We start from the raw sequence: 19,675 nt of genomic DNA, 5'->3' as shown, positions 1-19,675 counted from the left end.
ATCTCTGTGGCGGCAGTGGTGATCGCCCTGATGGCCGCGATCATCGCCGCCGGATATCCGGTCTATGTCCGCCCGCAGGTCGATCCGCTCCGGCACGCCGACGCGATTCTGGTCCTCGGGGGTGAAGGCGTCGACCGCTACGCCTACGGGCTGGACCTGGCGCGGCAGGGCTACGCCTCGACGGTGTTGTTCTCCAATCCCTACGGTGAGGACACCGATATCGACGAGGTGCGCGAACCGTGCCATACCCCGCAGCAGGGGTTCACCCTGGAATGCTTCGCACCGAACCCGCCGACCACCGTCGGTGAAGGCCGCCAACTGCGCACGCTGGCGAGCCAACGCGGCTGGCACACCGTCATCGTCATCACCATGCGCCCGCATCTGTCCCGGGCCCGGTACATCCTGGCGCAGTGCTTCCGAGGCGCACTGATCATGGAGCCCGCACCGGTCGATATCGACCCCTGGTACTGGGCGTGGTCCTACGCCTATCAAAGCGCCGGATACGTCCGGGCTTTCATCGATCCGGGGTGCTGAGCAGCGCGGCGCCATCGCGACGCGGATCGATGACGAGCGAATACGGTGCGGCACCGGTACGCCACCGCGCCCGAATCGCCTCATCGGTGTGTGAGACGAGCAATCCGTGGCTCGCCGTCGCGCCCAGCACCGTGACGATCACGAAAGGCGTTGCGCCCGAACACCTCGCACCGACCAGCCAGGCGGGTTCACGCGCCTCCAGGCGCTCGGACCACCAGCCGAGGTTCGTGTTCTCGTCACCGCGCGCCTGATCGATCGCGAAGGGCACCGTCGCGCCGTACGCCAGCGCCAGCACCGGATCACCCTCGCGATGAATCAGATGACCATTCCCGGCCGGATCCGCCGTCAGCGCGGGATGCAGCGGCCAGGAGACCCGTGCGGAGTGAACTCCACTGCCGGACAACAGATCCACCACCACGATCAGCTGGTGCTCCGGCGGCGCGATGAGCCACCGCCGATGCGTCACCGGAGCCTCGAGCCGGTGGTAGCCGTCATGCTCGGCATCGACGATGCCGAGCACCGGATCGACCGCACGCACCCGGACCCCCGCGTGCGCACTCCACATGAACGGCCCGCCGACCACCGATTGATCCTGCTCGTCGACGGTGACCGTCGGATGCGCACGGGTGCTGCGATGCGCGACCCGCCAATCGGGATGCCCGTAGTAACTCGCGGTCCCCGGATCCGCGATGAGCTCCGCACCATCCTCGGCCAGGGTCACCGACAGGGCATCGGCGTGCCCGTGCGCGGCGATCGAAAGATAGCCCAGCGGGCCGACATCCATGATCACCCGGCGCCGACCCGACCGCAGCACCACCAGACCACCGTCCGGCGCGTAACCGCTCCCGGCCGGATCCGCCGCGGCGACGGCGGCCGAACCCAGCGCATCGCGCAGCCAGGCGGCGGTAATGGAGGCCGTGCCCGCTCGCGCGGCCGCCGGATCGGGCACCACCGCATCGGCGATACCCAGATGATCCCGCACCGTGCGAATCTCCTCCGGCCCCAACCGCAGTGCGAATCCACCATCGTCATCACCGAAGCGCGGCTGTGGATCCGCATCACCGACCAACAGCGCCAGGAACCGGGAACTGCGCGCGATGGCCGCGCCGAGCCGCTGCGGCGGTTCGTATTTCAGCGCCAGCAGCGTGTAGACCAGCGCCAGCAGCTCCACCGTGAACAACTGATAGGCGATCGCCTGCTCGGCCCCCGCGCCATCGGGCAGCAGTTGCCGGTCGGCATGCTCGACGAGCAGCGCCAGCGCATCACGCTGCCAGTTCGCCGCACCGGGCAGTTCGGGGAACAGCATCGCCACCACGGCCAGCCCGGTCAGTTCACCGATCAAATGATTATTGGCCGAGCTGAACAGTGATCGCTCCACCCAGCACCGGTGCGCGCTCTCCCCGAGCATGATGACGTATCGGCCGTACCGTTCGGCGGTCAATCCGGGCGCGTCCCGCAACCCCTGCAATGCGAAACCGACTGATATGGACCGTATTCCGCATTCGAACGCGCCGCGCCAGGCGATGCCCGCACCGGGCGGCTGCTGCTCGATCCAACTGTCGAGGTGATCGAAGGCCGCCTCGGCGAAGCGCGCCTCACCGGTGAACAGCCAGGCCTGCGCCAGCCACGGCAGATGCTGTAGCCGATTGAGCTCCCAGATCCACTTCGGATCGCCCGTGGTGGTGCGATGGTCGATCCGTTCGGAACTCACGCTGGGCCAGCGTATTTCGGCCAGCGGATCGCGATTCCAGTCGATCAGCGGACCGAGCTCGGCCGGGGGATAGCCGAAGTACCGGACCTGCCCGGACAGCACCCGCTCCGCGGCGGCGATGACCGCGGCCACCTCGGCCGGAGCCGTATCGGCGATTCGCGCCGCGCGCGCCCGATCCAGGATCACCGGCCGCCCCGCGCCCGCGCGGAAATCCCGCAGCAGCGCAACCCAATCGGGCCGGGTCCGCCCGAACCGCGCCGTCCCGCTGAACTCCCAGGTCACGGGCTTGGCGACCAGCCGCTGTCGCAATCGGCCCGAGCGCCACAGCATCTCCTGTCCGCTCATGGCGCGCAGCCGGTGCAGATACCAGGTCAGATGGCTCGACACCCGCAGGACCATACCGCGAGAATCGGTTGTGGAGTGCCCGACCGGTGGGGGATCATTCACCCCGTGATCGATTCCAAGGAGAGCCTGCGACGTTATCTCGCAGAGGATTTGGCGGCACACGGCCTCACGAAATGGCGTCCGTACTACTGGCTCACCTATCGGCCCCTCTACTTCCAGCGACTACTGCGCAGGTCGGAGTACTGGCAGAACGTGCGCACCGATCCGTTCGGCCGCTGTGTCTTCCTGTGGTACCTGCTGCGCACCAAACTGCTCGGCGAACGACTCGGATACTCCATACCGCGCAATGTGTTCGGGCCCGGGCTGTCCATCGCGCACGTCGGCATGCTGCTGGTCAGTCCGAACGCCAGAATCGGCGCGCGCTGCCGCATCCATCAGGGGGTGTCCCTGGCCAGCGGTGCGCCGGGAAAGTACCCCGTGATCGGCGACGATGTCTTCATCGGCCCCAATGCCGTGGTGATCGGCTGCGCGATCGGTGATCGAGTGGAGGTGCGGCCGGGGGCGGTGGTCGTCAAGGACGTTCCCGCCGATGTGCATGTCGCCGGTGTGCCCGCGCGTATCATCCACGACTTCCGGGAAGAAACCGCCGCTTCACCGGAACCGGACCGACTGGGTACGAAACCATAAACGCCGCAGGCGCTTTCGTAGGTCCCCAACCTCGCCCGCGACACGGCTAGGCTGGCGGGTGCAGACTCGTACGCGACCTCCGCGACGACTGTGGGTGAAGGGGGAGTCGATGTGTGTGGCATAGTCGGCGTGCGCCGATTCGACGGTGGTCCGGTCAGCAAGGAACTGCTCAGCGATATGAGCGCCGCGCTGCACCATCGGGGCCCGGACGATCACGGCCTCTGGTGCGACGGACCGGTCGGTTTCGCGCATACCCGGCTCTCCATTATCGATCTCGCCGCCTCCGCGCAGCCCATGACCGGCGCGCGCGGCACCACCCACCTCACCTTCAACGGCGAGATCCTGAACTATCGCGAGCTACGGTCCGGCCTGGACTATCCGTTCACCACGCGCGGCGACACCGAGGTGCTGCTGGGTGTGTACGAGCGCTACGGAGCCGCCGGGGTGAGTCGGCTGCGCGGCCAATTCGCCTATGCCATACACGATTCCGAGACCGGTGAGACGCATCTGTTCCGGGATCGGCTCGGAATTCTGCCGCTGTACTACTACGCCACCGATACCCTCTTCGCCTTCGCCTCGGAGATCAAGGCGCTCTACCCGGTGATCGAACAACCCACCGTCGACACCGCGAGCCTGCACGACTTCCTGGCGCACCGGTCGGTGCCCGCGCCGTACACCTTCATCGAGGGTGTACGGAAGGTACCGCAGGGGCATCACCTGGTGGTGCGCGCCGACGGTAGCGTTCGCACCGAGGCGTACTGGCGATTGTCGCGAGATTCGGAGTCGCTGGATATCAGCCCCGCCGCCGCCGTCGAACTGCTCGACGAGGCGCTACGCGCCTCGGTGCGCGATGCCCTGGTCGCGGATGTGCCGGTGGGCGCGTACCTTTCGGGCGGGGTCGACAGCAGCCTCATCTGCGCGCTGGTCGCCGCCGAACGCGGTAGCGCCGGACTGCACACCTTCTCGGCCGGCTTCGGCGATGAGCGGGTCGACGAAACCCATTGGGCGCGAATGGCGGCCAAGATCGTCGGTAGTACCCACCACGAGACCGTGATCACCGCCAATGACTTCCAGGACAACTGGGCGCGGTTGAGCTGGCATCGGGACTCACCGCTGTCCGAGCCCGCCGATGTGGCGGTATACGGGTTGGCCCAGCTCGCCCGCGAACATGTGAAGGTGGTGCTCTCGGGCGAGGGCAGTGATGAATTGTTCGGCGGCTACCCGAAGTACCGATTCGCCCGTGCGACCCGGCTGGGCGGAGCGGTGCCGAAGCTGCCATTGCGACTGTTGGAGGAGCGGCTCCCGGCCAGCCAGGCCAGACTGAGCGTCGCCCTGCGGGCCATGTCCGAGCCCAGTTACGCCGAGCGTATGCGCGGCTGGTTCGCACCCTTCACCAGTCTGGAACGGGACCGGCTGCTCGGCGGTCCGGCCGTCCGCACGGTGCTGGACCCCTACCTCGACGGCCGCGGAGATTCCCTGCGCCGCATGCTCTACGCGGATGCGCAGACCTGGCTCGCCGACAATCTCCTGGAACGCGGCGACCGCATGTCCATGGCCGCCTCACTCGAACTTCGCCCGCCCTTCCTGGACCATCGAGTCGCCGAGCTCGCCTTCCGGCTGCCCAGCGCGGTGAAGGTGCGTGGCGGCACCACCAAATGGATTGTGAAAGAGCTGGCGCGCCATCACCTTCCGGTGAATCTGGTGGACCGTCCCAAGGTCGGCTTCAAAGTGCCCCTCGACGAATGGTTTCGCGGACATCTGCGCGAAATGGCCTTCGACCTGCTGGACGGACCCTCATCCTTCGTCGGCTCGCACTTCGACCGAACCGCGGTCCGAAAGCTGCTGGAGGGCCACACCTCCGGGGACCGCGATGAACAGCCCCGGATCTGGACGCTGCTATCGCTCGAGGTCTGGCATCGCGAACTCCAGCGCCGCCTGACCCTCTAGTACGCGCCGTCGCTGCGCGCCACCGCGAAGATGGTGCGCTTGATAATCATGAGATCCTGCACCATGGACCAGTTCTCGACATAGGAGAGATCCAGCCGGACCGACTCCTCCCAGGACAGATCCGAGCGGCCCGATACCTGCCACAGCCCCGTCACGCCGGGCTTGACCAGCAGGCGGCGGCGCACCTTACCGTCGTAGCGTTCGACCTCGCTGCGCATGGGCGGGCGGGGGCCGACCACACTCATCTCACCCTTGAGCACATTGATGAACTGCGGGAGCTCATCGAGGCTGAATTTGCGAAGAATTCGCCCGATGGGCGTCACGCGCGGATCGGCGCGCATTTTGAACAGCAGCCCCGCACCCTCGTTCTCGGCCTGGAGGTTGGTCAACTCCTTGTCCGCGTCCTCACACATACTGCGGAACTTGATCATTCGGAATGGTTCGCCGTTCAAGCCGATGCGCTCGGACCTGTAGAAGACCGGACCGGGGCTGGTGATCTTCACCGTCAGCGCGATGGCGATCATCATCGGTGAGATCATCAGTAACGCCAGCGCGGCGAAGAAGAAATCGAAGGCCGCCTTGCCGAAGGATTTGGCGCGGTCGTACTGCGGCTTCTCGATATGCAGCAGCGGTAGGTTGGCGACCGGTCGAATCGAGAGCCGCTGATCGGCCACATCCACCACACCGGGCGTCACCACCAGATCGATACCCAGCGGCGCCAGCTTCCAGGCCAGGTCGTTTATCCCCTGTGTGCCGAGGTGTTCGGTGGCGGCGATGGCCACGGTATCGGCGGCGACGGCGCGCACGGCCTCCAGTACCGAGGACTCCTGCAGGATCGGCAGATCGGCCTCGGCGATTACGGTCACATCGTCCTCGGGGTACGGAATGTAGACCCCGGCCACCGAATAGCCCACGGCCGCATCACGTTCGAAACAGCGCATGATCTCGCGGGCCGAATCCCGCCGTCCGACAACGAGAACCGAGGTGAGGTAGTCGCCGGAGCGTCGCCGCCGCGCCGCGTACTTGCGCCAGGCCATTCGATTCAGGATCAGGCCGATCAATCCGACCGGTAGCGCGATGCCGAGATAACCGCGCGCGAAATCCATGCGCAGCAGTAGCGAGATGATCGCTATGAGGCCGAACAGTCGCATGGTCGCGGCGATGATGAGGCGGTATTCCTCTGGGCCGGTACCGATTACGGGTGGCGACCAGGTATTGCCGACCGCCAGGAACGCCAGCCAGACGAGCGCCAGCAGCACCGAGATGACCGAATAGCCGATCCGGGCATCGCCCGCCCAGTCCAGCGGTGAGTCGTAGTTGAGGCCGCCGAAGCGGATGAGCTGGGCCAGGGCGACCGAGCCGCAGACGACCAGGGTGTCGGTAATGCGCAGGCGGCGGCCGTATTCGGCCTGCCATCGGCGCTTACCGGAGGGTAGTGGTCGTGGTGGTGGGTGGTGTACGGAGCGGTCGAGCGTTTGTTCCCCGTCGAGCTGGAAGGCCATCCTGGAGCTCCATCATGTGGACACTTGAGCCTCTGGCAGTCCCCCCGAATGGACGCCCGAGCTGATACTACTGGTTTCGTTCCCGGAGCGGCCAGCATTACCGGAACCGAATTGACTGGAACCCAAGGGATTTCGACATACCGGGCAGTTCGCGGCCGGACGAAGTGATACCTATTTACTAATAGGTGTTCACAAAGTGCCCGGTGATGTGGTTCACTTCGTGGAACGTGTTCCAAAGGAGGTACCGTGTCCGCGCCGTCCATCCCCTCCGGGTTCGACTTCACCGATCCCGACCTGCTCGCCCAGCGCCTGCCCGTCGAGGAGTTCGCCGAACTCCGCCGCACCACGCCCATCGCGTGGGTTCCGCAAGCCGGCAGTGGCTTCAAAGACGACGGCTATTGGGCCGTCACCAAGATGGAAGACATCAAGGAGATCTCCAAGACTCCGGAGGTGTACTCCTCCGAGGAGAACACCGCTGTCATCCGCTTCTACGACGACATCATGCGGGAGGAGATCGAGGTCCAGCGGTACCTGCTGCTGAACCAGGATCCGCCCCGGCACACCAAGCTGCGCCGCATCGTCTCCAAGGGCTTCACCCCCCGCGCCGTCGAATCGCTGCGCAACGCGCTGCGCGATCGCGCCGAGAAGATCGTGTACGAGGCCAAGAAGAAGGGCTCCGGCGACTTCGTCACCGAGGTCGCCTGCGAGCTCCCGCTACAGGCCATCGCCGAGCTCATCGGCATTCCGCAGGAAGATCGCGGCAAGATCTTCGACTGGACCAACCAGATGATCTCCTACGACGATCCCGACTTCGACGGAGACCACAAGGTCGCCACCGCCGAGGTCATGGGCTACTCGTGGAACCTGGCCGAAGAGAAGCGCAAGTGCCCGGTCGACCTCGGCGGCGCCGAGGACATCGTGCAGACGCTGCTCAACGCCGATGTCGACGGTGAGTCGCTGGCCTCGGACGAATTCGCCTGGTTCGTGATCCTGCTGGCCGTCGCCGGTAACGAGACCACCCGCAATGCCATCACCCACGGTATGAAGGCGTTCGTCGACAATCCGGAGCAGTGGGAGCTCTACCGCGAGCAGCGCCCGCGCACCGCTCCGGACGAGATCGTCCGCTGGGCCACCCCGGTCATCGCGTTCCAGCGCACCCTGCTCCAGGACACCGTGCTGTCCGGTGTGGAGATGAAGAAGGGCCAGCGCGTCGGAATGTTCTACTCCGCCGCCAACTTCGACGAAGAGGTCTTCGACAAGCCCTTCGAGTTCAATGTCCTCCGGAACCCGAATCCGCATGTAGGCTTCGGCGGCACCGGCACCCACTTCTGCGTGGGCGCCAACCTCGCCCGCCTGGAGATCGACCTCATGTTCAATGCCATCGCCGATGTCATGCCGAACCTGAGCCAGGTCTCGGACCCGGTCCGACTCCGTTCCGGCTGGCTGAACGGCATCAAGAGCTGGCAAGTCAAGTACGAGTGAGCAATACAGCATGAGTGAACCACGCCGACGCGGACGGACACCTGCGGTAAGCGACGCAGACATCCGCCGCGTCGCGCGGTCACTGCTGGTGGAGCAGGGGCCGGACGCGATCACCCTGCGCGCCATCGCGCGCGAGTTGGGTATCACCGCGCCCGCGCTCTACCGGTACTACGAATCCCGCGACCAATTGGTCGCGGAGGTTCGCACCGATGTCTGCAACGACCTCGCGCAGGCGCTCGCCGCCGCCTGCGATGGGCTACCGGACGATGCGGGCATCCGGTTCTTCGCCATCTGCCGCGGCTTCCGCCGGTGGGGGCTGGATCACGCCCGCGAGTTCACCCTGGTCTTCGCCTCACCGAGCGCGGCCGTATTGGGCAGTGCCATGCAGCAATTCGGCGAACCGGTCGGCCGCCTGTTCCTGGAGGCGGCCGGACGACTGCTCACCGACTACGCCGTGATCACCCCGCCCATGGAAGTCATCCCCGCCGAACTCCGCGACGATCTCATCGCCTTCCAAACCGAATTGCTGCGCGTACTAGCCGATTCGGGCCAGAAGTTCCCCGCCGAGAAACTCGACCTCGGCGTGAGCTACGTGATGATCCAGTTCTGGGCGCGCCTCTACGGCCACGTCACCCTCGAGGTCTTCGGCAACTACCCGATCCCCGTCACCAACCCGGACGTGCTCTTCGACGCCACCCTCGCCGATATCGGTCGCAGCATCGGCCTGGTCGGTTAGCCGCGCAGCTCGGTGTCCGGTTTGCTGCGCTCATACGCCTGGATGATTGCTCGAAAAGGGTTGTCCGTCTGACGATTCAGGCGTTCGATCGCGTAATAGAGGCTCGCGAAGAACACCAGCAGGATCGAGATGCCCACGCTCGGCTCGGCACATCCGAGCAGGATGAGCATCGTCCAGGCCAGCCGATCGCCCCGATCGCATCGATCGGCCAGAGTCGGTCCGCCGCAACGGCTCCGGCCAGCGCGGGCACCGCGACGAGCACCCCGCCGGTGAAGCCACCCAGCAGCCCCGGCAGGCCCTGGGTGATCGAATCCTCCTCCGCCACGATCGAAATGCCAGGGGTGAATCGCGGTCAGTGCCCGACTTCGCTGAGATCCGGGACCGTTGCCGGTGGGAGATCATCCTCGAGCACCGGTTCACTCAGTCCGATGCGACGCTGGATCCGTTGCATCCAGCCCGGAGCCCACCAGACGCGATCACCGAGCAGGCGCATGGTCGCGGGGACCAGGAACATGCGCAGCACGGTCGCGTCGATGAACAGGGCGGCGATCATGCCGTACGCGATGTACTGCATGAGAACCAGATCCGAGAACGCGAACGCGCCGGTGACCACCAACAGGATCAGCGCGGCGGCGGTGATGATCCCGCCGGTCTGCGCGGTGCCGGTGCGAATCGCCTCGACGGTGGTCGCGCCCCGCGAACGCGCTTCGACCATGCGCGACACCAGGAATACCTCATAGTCGGTGGAGAGGCCGTAGACGATGGCGATGATCAGGACCAGCATGTTCGCCTGGCCGGGTTGCGGAGTGAAGTTCAACAGGCTCGCGCCATGACCGTCGACGAAGATCCAGGTCACGATGCCCAAGGTCGAGCCCAGACCCAGACCGCTCATGAGCGCGGCCTTGATCGGCAGCACCAGCGAGCCGAAGGTCAGGAACATCAGCAGCGTGGTGATCAGCAGGACCAGGGCGATCATCCATGGAATGCGTTGCAGCAGTGCGTCGATACTGTCCTTCTGAAGTGCGGGCACGCCGCCGACCAGCAGCTGCATCCCGTCGGGCAGATTCAGCTCGCGTAGGTACTCGATGGTCGCCCCGGCATCATTGATATCCGGTACGGGAGCCTTGGCGCGATAGATCTCCGGATGTGAGCTCGAGCGCGTGGGAATGTCGAACTGTCCGGCCAGGCCCGGTGCCTGATTGGCCAGATTCCAGACCGGGCCCACCGCCGCCGAATTATTCGAGATGAACACGATCTCCAGCGGATCGGACTTGCGCAGCGGGAAGTAGTGGTCGATCTGCTCCTGCGCGACGCGGGTCGGATTGTCCGGGGGCAGATACTTCTCGCTGAAGCCGCCGAAGACCAGATTCCGCATCGGCAGAATCAACAGCACCAGGGCGAGCAGCAGCGGTACCGCCACCTTGCCCGGATGCTTCATCACCCAACCGGTGCTGCGACCCCAGAAACCGTCGTTGAGCGTAGCCGCGGACTTGGTACGCCGAAAACGCTCCAGCCCCAACATATCCACCCGCGGGCCGAGGATCGCCAGCATGGCGGGCAGCACCGTGAGCGCCGTCAGCGCCGCGATCGTCACCGTCGCGATCGCGCCATAGGCAATGGATTTCAGGAACCCCTGCGGGAACAGCAGCAGCCCACCGAGACTCGCCACGATCATGGTCGCGGAGAACACCACCGTGCGCCCCGCCGTCTCCACCGTCCGCCGCACCGCGGTCCGCGTGTCGTATCCGGCCGCCAACTCCTCCCGGAACCGGCTGACGATGAACAACCCGTAATCGATCGCCAGCCCGAGCCCGATCATCGAAACCACGGGCGATACGAAGGAATTCACCTCGGTGAAGTTGGTGACGAACCGCACCACCCCGAACGCCCCGAAAATGGTGAGCAGCCCGATGATCAGCGGCAGGGCGGCGGCGACCACACCGCCGAAGATGAAGAACAGCAGCAATCCGACCAGCGGAATCGCCATCAGCTCCATCCGGTGCAGGTCGACCGCGACAGTGTCGCTGAGGGTTCCGGCCACCGGCTGTAATCCGCCGACCTGGATGTTCAACCCCGGAATCTCGAAGTCGTCCTTCACCGCCCGGTAATTCTGGATCAACTCGGTATCGTTCTCCCCGCGCAGCGCGATCGCCGCCAGCGCCCGAGTCCGATCCTTGGTCACCAAAGCCGCTGAGACCGCGCCGGTCTCGGTGGGCCAGTAGCTGCCATTGATCCTGGCGATCTGCTTCGGATGATCGCGCGGGAGGCTGTTCAGATACGAGACCACCCGCTCGGTGAAGTCCGTGTCATCCACCGTCTGCCCCTCGGGCGCGGTGAACATCACCACCACATCCACATCGTGATTGCGCCCGAACGCCGCATCCGCCACACGCCCCGCCTCGGCGGACTCCGACGAATCATCGAACATCCCACCCGAACTCAGATGGTTGTCCAATCCGAGCCCGTACCCACCCAAAGCGAGCAACCCCGCCACCATCACACCGATAACGGCGAACCGCAATCGGCAGGCCAGATCACCCCATCGCCCGAACAGGTTCATACATCACGGTAGCAAGCAAGATCGCCGCCTTCACCCCCGCCACCCGCTGTTCACCTGTGCCCCAACTCTTTTCCATACACTCGCCCTGCTCAGGCCCCTTCGAATAGGCTGGGGACATGCCGCAGCCGCAGCTTCCCCGTCTCCTCGATCACACCGCCCTGGAGGGGTCGTCGGTGGTCGCGAACAACGCGATGAATCGCAATCGAGGGCTCGCCGGGGTCAATAGCTATGCCCGCGATCTGGGCTTCGACCCGTATGCGCGGTTGGCCGAAACCGTTCGGCGCCAACCGGATACCACCGTCTCCTGGATCGATATGTGTTGTGGGTCGGGGCGTGCGCTATTGGAGGCCGAGCGGTTGTTCGCCCGCGATTTCCCCGAGGCCGAGGTCCGCCTGGTGGGAGTCGATCTGATCGATTATTTCCAGACGACCGCTCGCAGTGTGCGATTGCGACTGATCACCGCCAGTGCGCATGACTGGCAACCGGATTGCGTCGCGGACCTGGTCACCTGCGTGCACGGACTGCACTACATCGGAGACAAGTTGGGGTTGCTGTCCGCGATGGCGGGCTGGACCGCGCCGGGCGGATCGTTCGCCGCGCAGTTCGATCCGCACTCGATCCGCACTGCCGACGGATCCTCCGCGGCCCGAAAAGTGCTGGCACGTCTGCGCGGCGCGGGCCTGGAGTACGACGGCCGTCGGCACCGGGTCAGCGCGCGCGGGCCACGCACACTGGAATTCGCCGCGACCTACCTCGGGGCGGATGACACCGCGGGCCCGGGATATACCGGTCAGCCCGCCGTCACCTCGTACTACAGCTGGCTGTAGAACGCCGAGTCACTACTGATTCTCCACAAATCGTTTGACGCGATTCAGGGTTTCGAGCATGCCGTTGCGATTGGTCTTACCGCGCGTCCAACCCGCCAGCAGCCAGTACAACCGCATCGGCAGAATCCGGGACAGCTCGAAGGATTCGGTCACATCGGTACCGTCTCCGGCCGGAACCAGCTGGTAGCGCCAGGTATTGAGCCCGAGATTGCCGGGCGCGTACACGGTGAAGGCGAATTCGCGTCCCGGTTCGCATGCGATGATCCGGCATTCGGTGGAGTACTTCAGCCCCCAGCCATTGCGATTCACATGCCCGCGAAACCTGACCCCGACCGCCGGACCGGTCGCCCCGTCGAGCCATTCGGCCCCGAATGTCTCCGGACTGAACCGGCCCACATCGGTGACATCGCTGACCACCGCCCAGATCGCCTCGGGTGAAGCCGCCATATGAACCGTCACCGAATCCCGCACCCCCCGACCCTAACCCGAGACGCCCGATCTCACCGCGCGAGCTCGGCCAGTCGATCCCAATCGAGCTTGACCGCGATCGGCAACTCCACATCGGTGACCCCGCCGGTGTGCACAAACTCCAGGTGCCGCCGGTACTGACTCGAAACATGTTCCAGCACATAGGTTTCGATCGCGACCACGGCATTGTCCGCGATATGCGCAATCCAGTACCAGGGAATCCCGGCGACGGCGTACTCCGCCAGCTTGTCTGCGGTGTCGATGCGCTCGGACTACCGCCCGATCCTATCGGCCGGACCCGCGGTCGACGGAACGGCTGATCCGGGGACGCCGGATTGTGTTGAGGCGGGTGATTATTCGGGGGCGGCGCAGGTCGCGGGCGAACCATTCGCCGAGTGTCACACCCGCCGCCAGCGCGCAACCGACCGCGAAGGCGCTGAACAACTGATTGAGGCCGACCAGTTGTTCGTTGTTGAGCAGTGCGTAGAGGCCGCGATAGACGCGCAGACCGGGGAGCAGGGGAGTGATACCGGCCAGGGTGACCACCAAAGGCGGGGTCAGAGCTCGGCGAGCCAGCAGACCACCGGCCAGACCCACGACCACCGCGGCGACGCCCGAGGAGATGACCGGGCCGAAACCGGCGTGTTGGACCAGCAGGTAGGCGACCGTGGCCGCCGCACCGCTGAACGCCGCGGCGGCCAGCGCCCGACGCTCGGCGTAGCAGGCCAGGGCGAAGGCCAGCGAGGTGATCGCACCCGCGACCAACTTGACCGGGAGATTGGTGAGGTCGCGGCCCGGGGACATATCGACCGTCGGCACGGTGAAGTTCAGCAGTTCGGACACGCGCAGGGTCAGCACGATGCCCGCGATGATGCCGCCGGTCATCATCACCACCTCGAGCATGCGCGCCGAGGCCGTGATCGGCGCGCCGGTGATCGCGTCCTCGACCGCGCCGACCAGCTGTAAACCGGCCAGCAGCACCGAGATTCCCGCGGCGATGATCAGCGCGGGGTCCATATGCAGATGGCTGGCGAAGGTGGAGACCAGCACAGCGGGTGCGGCCGCGATCGCACCGCCCACCATGTGCTGGAAGAAGAACGGCAGTCCCCGACGATTCAGCCGCCGGTTGGTGCGATCGATGAGGAAGGTGGTGGCGAAGCTGACCAGGGCGATCAGCAGCCCACCGTTCAACAGCAGCGCCACACCCGCCGCCATCAACGCCCACCCGAAGGTCGCGATCCACCGGTTATAAGGATGCGGCGCGGTGGTGATCTCATCGAGCGTGGCCAGCGCCTCCTCCGGCGAGACCAGTTCGCGGCGAATCCGCCGGGTGAACCGATCCACCGCCGCCAGCCGGGTGAAGTCCAGCGAGCGGTAATGCACGATTCGCATGGTGCTGGCCGGTGGCAATGTCGGCCCGCGATCGGCCGAGATGCGAATCGAGTTGTAGGTGACATCGATATCGCAATTCGACATCCCGTACGTCGAGGCGATGAACTCGATCTGCGTGGTGGTATCCATCACCGCGGTGCCGGAAGACAACACCACCTCCCCGACGCGCTCGGCCAGATCGAGCACCTGGGTCACGGTCGCGTCATCGGTGAGGTCGATCGGCTGTAGTGGCGCGGGCGCCTCGACCACGGCGTCGGCCATGGCGTTGCGGTCGGCGACCGCGCGATCCACGACGCTGGTCAGCAGGTGTCGCCACCGCCCGCGCAGGCCCGCCACGGCCCCGCCGGTCTCGGTAGCTAGATCATTGCTCACAGGAGAAAAGTACACGGGTGCGATAGATCACCGGGTTGACCAGGTCTATAGCAGTAGTGTTTTGGAGTATGGCTAACGGTGGCGATCAGATAGCGGAACATCTACGCGCAGCCCTCGACGGTCCGTGGCGGCACGTGCGCGAGAAGGCTCGGGAACACCTCGACGACGACCGCCTGTACGGCGACCCCTCCCTGGATTACAAGGCCGCGCGAGCGCGCGTGCTGGAGCAGATGCATCTGGTGTCCTCCTTCGGATGGGCCGAACTCGGCTTCGGTCGGGTCACCGGTGGTACCAGCGATCCGGGCGGGGCGGTGACCGCGCTCGAGATGCTCGCCTACACCGATTTGTCGCTGTGGGTGAAATGCGGTGTGCAGTGGGGACTCTTCGGCGGCGCGGTCGACAATCTCGGTACCGAACGGCATCGCGACATCATCGAAAAGCTGCTGCCCCTGGACCTTTTGGGCTGCTTCGCCATGACGGAGACCGGGCACGGCAGCGATGTGGCCAACCTCGAGACCACCGCGACCTACGATCCCGCGACCGAGGAATTCGTCGTCCATAGTCCAACTCCCTCCTCGCGCAAGGACTACATCGGCGGTGCGGCCGAACATGCCCGCATGGCAGCGGTTTTCGCGCAGCTCGTCACCGGCGGTGAGACCCAGGGCGTGCATTGCTTCCTGGTGCCGATCCGCGATGAGGCGGGCAATGATCTGCCCGGCGTCACCACCTCCGACGACGGTCTCAAAGGCGGTCTGCCCGGCGTCGACAATGGCCGAATCCTGTTCGACCAGGTGCGAATTCCGCGTGAGAATCTGCTGAATCGCTACGCCGACGTCGCACCCGACGGTACCTACAGTTCCGAGATCGTCAACCCCAGTCGACGCTTCTTCACCACGCTCGGCACCCTCGTTCGAGGTCGAGTCAGCGTCGGCGGAGCGGCCGCGGCGGCGGCCCGCGTGGCCCTGAGCATCGCGGTCCGCTACGGCGAACAGCGCCGCCAATTCCAGGATCCCGACACCGGCGTCGAGACCGTTCTGATGGACTACCGCAGTCATCAGCGCCGTCTGCTGCCCCTGGTCGCCCGCGCCTACGCCCTGCAATTCGCGCAGAACGATCTGGTGCGCCGCATGCACCTGGTGCAGACCGGACAGGATCTGGCCGAGGGCGCCCAGCGCGCGCTGGAGAAGCGCGCCGCCGGATTCAAGGTCGCGCAGACCCGGCATGCCACCCGCGCCATCCAGGAGTGCCGCGAAGCCTGTGGCGGCGCAGGGTATCTCACCGAGAACCGGCTCGTCACGCTCAAGGCCGATAGCGATGTGTTCACCACCTTCGAGGGCGACAATCTCGTCCTGACCCAGTTGGTCGCCAAGGATCTGCTCACCGCCTACTCCGATGAGGTGCGCGATCTGGACGCCCTGGGCTGGGTTCGCTTCGCCGCCACCATCGCCCGCGACGAGGTTCGCGAGCGCTCGGGTGTGCGCCAGCTCATCCAGCGCCTGCGCGACCGCGCCGGTGAGAGCGTCGACGACGCCGACCTCGCGCGCCGCTCGGTGCAGCTGCAACTCTTCGCCGACCGCGAGGACTATCTGGTGCGCACCGCCGGGCATCGACTGCGCGCCCGCGCCAAGGAGACCGGGCCGTTCGAGGCGTTCAACAATGCCCAGGACCACATTCTGGCCGCGGGGACGGCGCATATCGACCGGCTCGTGCTGGAGGCGTTCATCGAGGGCATTGCCGGAATCGAGGACGACGAGGCGCGTGAACTCGCCGAAACCGTCTGCGACCTCTACGTTTACACCCTGCTGGAGGAGAATCAGGCGTGGTACATCATGCACCGGTTCATGTCGGTGGAGCGCGCCAAGAATGTGCGCCGCGGGGTGAATGAACTGGTGGATCGCCTGCGCCCCAACGCGTTGACGCTCATCGACGGCCTGGGCGTACCCGAGAAGATGCTCCGGGCCGCGATGCTCGACACACCATAGAGCGAACCGGGCACCGTCAACCGGTGGGCGCCCGCCAGGTCTCGTGCACTCCTGGAGAAGGCGGCTCCGCGGGACTGACTATCGTGTCGGCGTGACCCGATCGACCGCGCATCCCGCCGACACCCTGGCCAGGCAAGCCGCGCTACCCGCGCTCATCCTCGCGGCCGTGATCGTCACCATCGTTGTGCCGCAATTCTTTCCGGCGGACGGCGGGCCGACGGGCTTCGACAGTTCCCTCGATGGGCACATCCACTCGTCCTTCGACGGACATCAGTGGCTGTACCGGGTGCTGGTCGCGCCGAGCAACAACTACATCGCCATCCCACTGCAGCTGGGATCGGCGGTGTGGTTCGCGTACCGGCGGCAGTGGTGGGCAACCGGATTCATGATCATCGGCCCGGAAGTCGCGATCCTGGTGAATACGTTCGCGCTCAAGCCATTCTGGGATCGGCAGTTGCACCACTACCTCGCCTACCCGAGCGGGCACACCGTGCAGCTGGTCGCCGTCGTCACCGCACTGGCGCTGGTGAGCGAATCGGCCCGAGCGCGAACCATCATCGTGGTCGGCATGGCCGTGACACTGCCCGCCGTACTGGTCGGCATGGTGGGCCTGGGCTATCACCATCCCACCGATGTCATCGGCGGTACCGCGGCCGCCATCGCCATGGTGACCGCGCTGTACCTACCGTGGCGCCACCTCGAGCTCACCCGTACGCCACAACCCCCGCGATAATCATCCAGAGCACCCACAGCAGCGCCACGATCATGCCCAGGGTCAACATGACCCGCATGAACCCGCGACCGAGATCGATATCCCCGTGCTCACGCGGATACAGCTTGGTCGGCGCGAACCACGGCGTCGGCACCCGGAAGGCGCTTCCGGCCGCCGCGGCCTCGGCCTCCAACCGCGCCTGCTCCTCCGCATACGCCTCGGCCTGCGCCTGCTGCGGTCCGCCATGCCACAGCGTGATATCCACCGGCCCCAGGAAGCCCTCGTTCATCAGATCCTGCGGCGCGGGCAGATACGGCAGAATCCCCAGCCCGCGGAAGGCCCACGCCACATCATTGGCGGACCACTGCGGCCGCCCGCGCGCCGAGAGGCCGGTGAAGTACTCGTGCAGCCGGCGCGGATCATCGCCGACCAGCACCTCGAAACTGGGATCGCTCCACAGCTGCGTCACCCGTAGATTCGAGCCCGGCGGCGGCACCACCAGCACCGCACCGTGCACCACCCGCTGACCCAGCCCGCGCTCGGCGAGCCAATTCTGTAGCGCGAAGGTGTGATCGCGGGATTTGTCCAGCGGTGTGCGCTTGTCATTGCCCTCGAAATTGATCAGCTTGTCGCTGATCCGCCAGGGCCCGTTGAGCGGTACCTCCAGCTCACCCTCCATGCGCTCCACCAGGGCCTCGGCCTCGATGACCACACAGCTGCTGGGCGTCCAGATGACCGCGTCGAACGGATAGAGCCGATCACCGTGGAAGAGACTGCAATTCACGGTGGCGACACCCTTGGGATCGCCGCTGCCCTTCCATGTGCGCAGCCAGTCGATCAGAACCTTCTCCGCATGCGTGCCAGCGGGATTCTGTACTCGAACGAGCATCGGCGCTGCACCTCTCTCGTCGAAATCGGTACTGCTGAAGGAAATGGTACGGACGGTTCAGACCCACCGCCCAGATTTACACCGCGTCGTGTGTCGGTGGCGTCACGCTGTTTCCGTGTACGTGGCTTCACTCTGTTTCGGCGGGCAGTCGGCCTTCCTTGACCGCGGTCACCAATTGCGCGTGATCGACCTCGGTCCGGTCGGCGTAGCGCACCGCGAAGCGCGCCACCGCCTCGTCGAAACCCTCCGCGCCGTCGAGGTAGCCCGCCACCAGTCGAGGATCCACCGATCGCGCGTGCGCCCGCGCCAGCAGCGCGCCCGCCAGCCGTCCGTAATCGTCGAGCAGGCCCGCGTCCAGGGCGGCGGGATCGATGCCGCCCTTGAGATTGCGGAACTGCCGCACGATGAACGGCAGCTGTTCACCGTTCAGGGTCAGCGTCGTCCAGCCCAGCAGGATATCGGTCTCGGCCTGAACGTGCCTGGCGCCCTGCACAATTCGCTCACCCTCATGCCTGGTCGGCGCGGGCGGCAGGTAGGGCGTCAGCGAGGAGGGTGACGCCTGTTTGATCTGCAACACCAGCACCTCGTCGTCATTGCCGTGCAGCAGTGCCAGATAGCTGTGCAGGCCGACGCTTCCGGTGCCGACGATGCGGAAGGCGATATCGGACACCGTGAACCGCGTGATGAGATTGCGCCGCGATTCGCGCAGCGTGCTCACGTACCCGGTCAAACCATCGATCACCGCCTCGGCCACACCGGCCGGAACGGGGGTCAGCAGGGGCGGATCGGATACGAACTTGCGTGTCCCATACCCGGTTTCATGATCCTCGAGATGTTCGGTCCACTTGCGCACCACCTTGGCGCTGGTGTTCTTGCGCGCCTTCTTGGCCGCCTTGCGGAAATGCTCGAGCAGCGCCTCGGCATTGACCCGATTGATCACCGACTCGTCCGGCAGCGCCGTCCACGAGGTCAGGAACGGCTGCCCCGCCAGCGCGGCCACCGCGAGCCGATACGACCGGGCCGCATCACGCGCCGCGTCCAGGCATTCGTCCTCGGACGCCCCGCCCTCGCGCCCGGCCAGTACCAGACTCGCTGCCAGCCGCTCCAGATCCCACTCCCACGGCCCCGGCGCGGTCTCGTCGAAATCATTGATATCCATCACGATCTCGCCGCGCGGGGTCCCGTAGAGACCGAAATTCGCCGCGTGCGCGTCACCGCACAACTGTGCCGCCAACCCACTGCTCGGACCGCCCGCAAGATCAGCCGCCATGAGCCCGGCGGACCCCCGGAAAAACGAATACGGCGACGCCGCCATGCGCCCGATCCGCAGTGGAATCAGGTGTGGCAAACGTCCGGCATTACTGGCGTCGATGAAGTCGAGCACTCCCGGGCGGGACGCGGAAACCGCGGCCCGATCCCGCGATTCGACCGGGGTGCGGTCCCGCAGCGCTCGACCGCGATCCCACACCTCCTGCGCCGACACGGGGGTACGGAAGTCGATCACGTTGGAGCACACAGCGATCGAACTT

Annotated in this window: 17 protein-coding genes; 8 read left to right on the top strand and 9 right to left on the bottom strand. The window is 65.8% G+C overall.

Features of this window, described 5'->3' with window-relative positions:
- The first annotated feature begins 6 nt into the window (after window positions 1-6).
- Window positions 7-534, top strand: a complete 528-nt coding sequence (locus tag OHB26_RS33810; RefSeq protein ID WP_330181308.1) for a YdcF family protein — start codon at window positions 7-9, stop codon at window positions 532-534.
- On the opposite strand, the gene OHB26_RS33805 is transcribed toward OHB26_RS33810, so the two are convergent.
- Window positions 515-2,632 carry a heparinase II/III family protein gene (locus OHB26_RS33805; RefSeq protein WP_330181307.1) on the bottom strand — a complete coding sequence of 706 codons (2,118 nt, stop codon included), beginning with the start codon at window positions 2,630-2,632 and terminating at the stop codon, window positions 515-517. The genes OHB26_RS33810 and OHB26_RS33805 overlap by 20 nt on opposite strands.
- Window positions 2,633-2,695: 63 nt before the next feature.
- Here OHB26_RS33805 and OHB26_RS33800 point away from each other — a divergent pair, with 63 nt between their 5' ends.
- The gene (locus OHB26_RS33800) at window positions 2,696-3,277 is read left to right on the top strand and encodes a serine acetyltransferase (RefSeq protein ID WP_330181306.1); all 582 of its coding nucleotides are present in this window, start codon (window positions 2,696-2,698) and stop codon (window positions 3,275-3,277) included.
- Between the two features lie 111 nt (window positions 3,278-3,388).
- Entirely contained in the window at window positions 3,389-5,224 is a 1,836-nt protein-coding gene (gene asnB / locus OHB26_RS33795; protein WP_330181305.1) for an asparagine synthase (glutamine-hydrolyzing), read from the top strand.
- Here asnB and OHB26_RS33790 read toward each other — a convergent pair.
- Window positions 5,221-6,726, bottom strand: a complete 1,506-nt coding sequence (locus OHB26_RS33790) for a sugar transferase (RefSeq protein ID WP_330181304.1) — start codon at window positions 6,724-6,726, stop codon at window positions 5,221-5,223. The two genes, asnB and OHB26_RS33790, sit on opposite strands and share 4 nt — an antisense overlap.
- Window positions 6,727-6,972: 246 nt before the next feature.
- On the opposite strand from OHB26_RS33790, the gene OHB26_RS33785 reads away from it, so the two are divergent.
- Entirely contained in the window at window positions 6,973-8,208 is a 1,236-nt protein-coding gene (locus OHB26_RS33785) for a cytochrome P450 (RefSeq protein ID WP_330181303.1), read from the top strand.
- A gap of 10 nt (window positions 8,209-8,218) precedes the next feature.
- On the top strand, window positions 8,219-8,944 hold the full coding sequence (locus tag OHB26_RS33780; RefSeq protein WP_330181302.1) for a TetR/AcrR family transcriptional regulator: 726 nt from the start codon (window positions 8,219-8,221) through the stop codon (window positions 8,942-8,944).
- On the opposite strand, the gene OHB26_RS33775 is transcribed toward OHB26_RS33780, so the two are convergent.
- Both OHB26_RS33775 and OHB26_RS33770 read right to left on the bottom strand, forming a co-directional pair.
- Window positions 8,941-9,114 (bottom strand): hypothetical protein, encoded by a 174-nt coding sequence (locus OHB26_RS33775; RefSeq protein WP_330181301.1) that lies wholly within the window; start codon window positions 9,112-9,114, stop codon window positions 8,941-8,943. The genes OHB26_RS33780 and OHB26_RS33775 overlap by 4 nt on opposite strands.
- 182 nt (window positions 9,115-9,296) lie before the next feature.
- Window positions 9,297-11,498, bottom strand: a complete 2,202-nt coding sequence (locus OHB26_RS33770) for an MMPL family transporter (RefSeq protein WP_330185864.1) — start codon at window positions 11,496-11,498, stop codon at window positions 9,297-9,299.
- A 122-nt stretch (window positions 11,499-11,620) separates the two neighbouring features.
- Between OHB26_RS33770 and OHB26_RS33765 the strand changes: the two genes are divergently transcribed.
- Window positions 11,621-12,331 (top strand): class I SAM-dependent methyltransferase, encoded by a 711-nt coding sequence (locus tag OHB26_RS33765; RefSeq protein ID WP_330181300.1) that lies wholly within the window; start codon window positions 11,621-11,623, stop codon window positions 12,329-12,331.
- Window positions 12,332-12,343: 12 nt separating this feature from the next.
- Here OHB26_RS33765 and OHB26_RS33760 read toward each other — a convergent pair whose 3' ends face one another.
- The 3 genes from OHB26_RS33760 to OHB26_RS33750 all read right to left on the bottom strand — a co-directional run bounded on the left by OHB26_RS33760 (window position 12,344) and on the right by OHB26_RS33750 (window position 14,452).
- Window positions 12,344-12,802 (bottom strand): SRPBCC family protein, encoded by a 459-nt coding sequence (locus OHB26_RS33760; RefSeq protein ID WP_330181299.1) that lies wholly within the window; start codon window positions 12,800-12,802, stop codon window positions 12,344-12,346.
- Window positions 12,803-12,831: 29 nt separating this feature from the next.
- Window positions 12,832-12,981: a hypothetical protein gene (locus OHB26_RS33755; protein WP_330181298.1), complete on the bottom strand. Its 150-nt coding sequence runs from the start codon at window positions 12,979-12,981 to the stop codon at window positions 12,832-12,834.
- Window positions 12,982-13,084: 103 nt separating this feature from the next.
- A complete protein-coding gene (locus tag OHB26_RS33750; protein WP_330185863.1) occupies window positions 13,085-14,452 on the bottom strand; it encodes a threonine/serine ThrE exporter family protein in 1,368 nt (455 codons plus the stop codon).
- 179 nt (window positions 14,453-14,631) lie between these two features.
- Between OHB26_RS33750 and OHB26_RS33745 the strand changes: the two genes are divergently transcribed.
- Window positions 14,632-16,545 (top strand): acyl-CoA dehydrogenase family protein, encoded by a 1,914-nt coding sequence (locus OHB26_RS33745; protein WP_330181297.1) that lies wholly within the window; start codon window positions 14,632-14,634, stop codon window positions 16,543-16,545.
- A gap of 91 nt (window positions 16,546-16,636) precedes the next feature.
- Entirely contained in the window at window positions 16,637-17,278 is a 642-nt protein-coding gene (locus tag OHB26_RS33740; protein ID WP_330181296.1) for a phosphatase PAP2 family protein, read from the top strand.
- Here the strand turns inward: OHB26_RS33740 and OHB26_RS33735 are convergent.
- Both OHB26_RS33735 and OHB26_RS33730 read right to left on the bottom strand, forming a co-directional pair.
- The gene (locus OHB26_RS33735; protein WP_330181295.1) at window positions 17,250-18,146 is read right to left on the bottom strand and encodes a nuclease-related domain-containing protein; all 897 of its coding nucleotides are present in this window, start codon (window positions 18,144-18,146) and stop codon (window positions 17,250-17,252) included. The two genes, OHB26_RS33740 and OHB26_RS33735, sit on opposite strands and share 29 nt — an antisense overlap.
- Before the next feature lie 127 nt (window positions 18,147-18,273).
- Window positions 18,274-19,662, bottom strand: a complete 1,389-nt coding sequence (locus tag OHB26_RS33730; RefSeq protein WP_330181294.1) for a DUF2252 domain-containing protein — start codon at window positions 19,660-19,662, stop codon at window positions 18,274-18,276.
- Between the last annotated feature and the right edge of the window lie 13 nt (window positions 19,663-19,675).

Source organism: Nocardia sp. NBC_01503 (assembly GCF_036327755.1).
GTDB lineage: Bacteria > Actinomycetota > Actinomycetes > Mycobacteriales > Mycobacteriaceae > Nocardia.
Note: the sequence above shows the minus strand (reverse complement) of the source record. Positions and strands in the feature narration are given on the sequence as shown.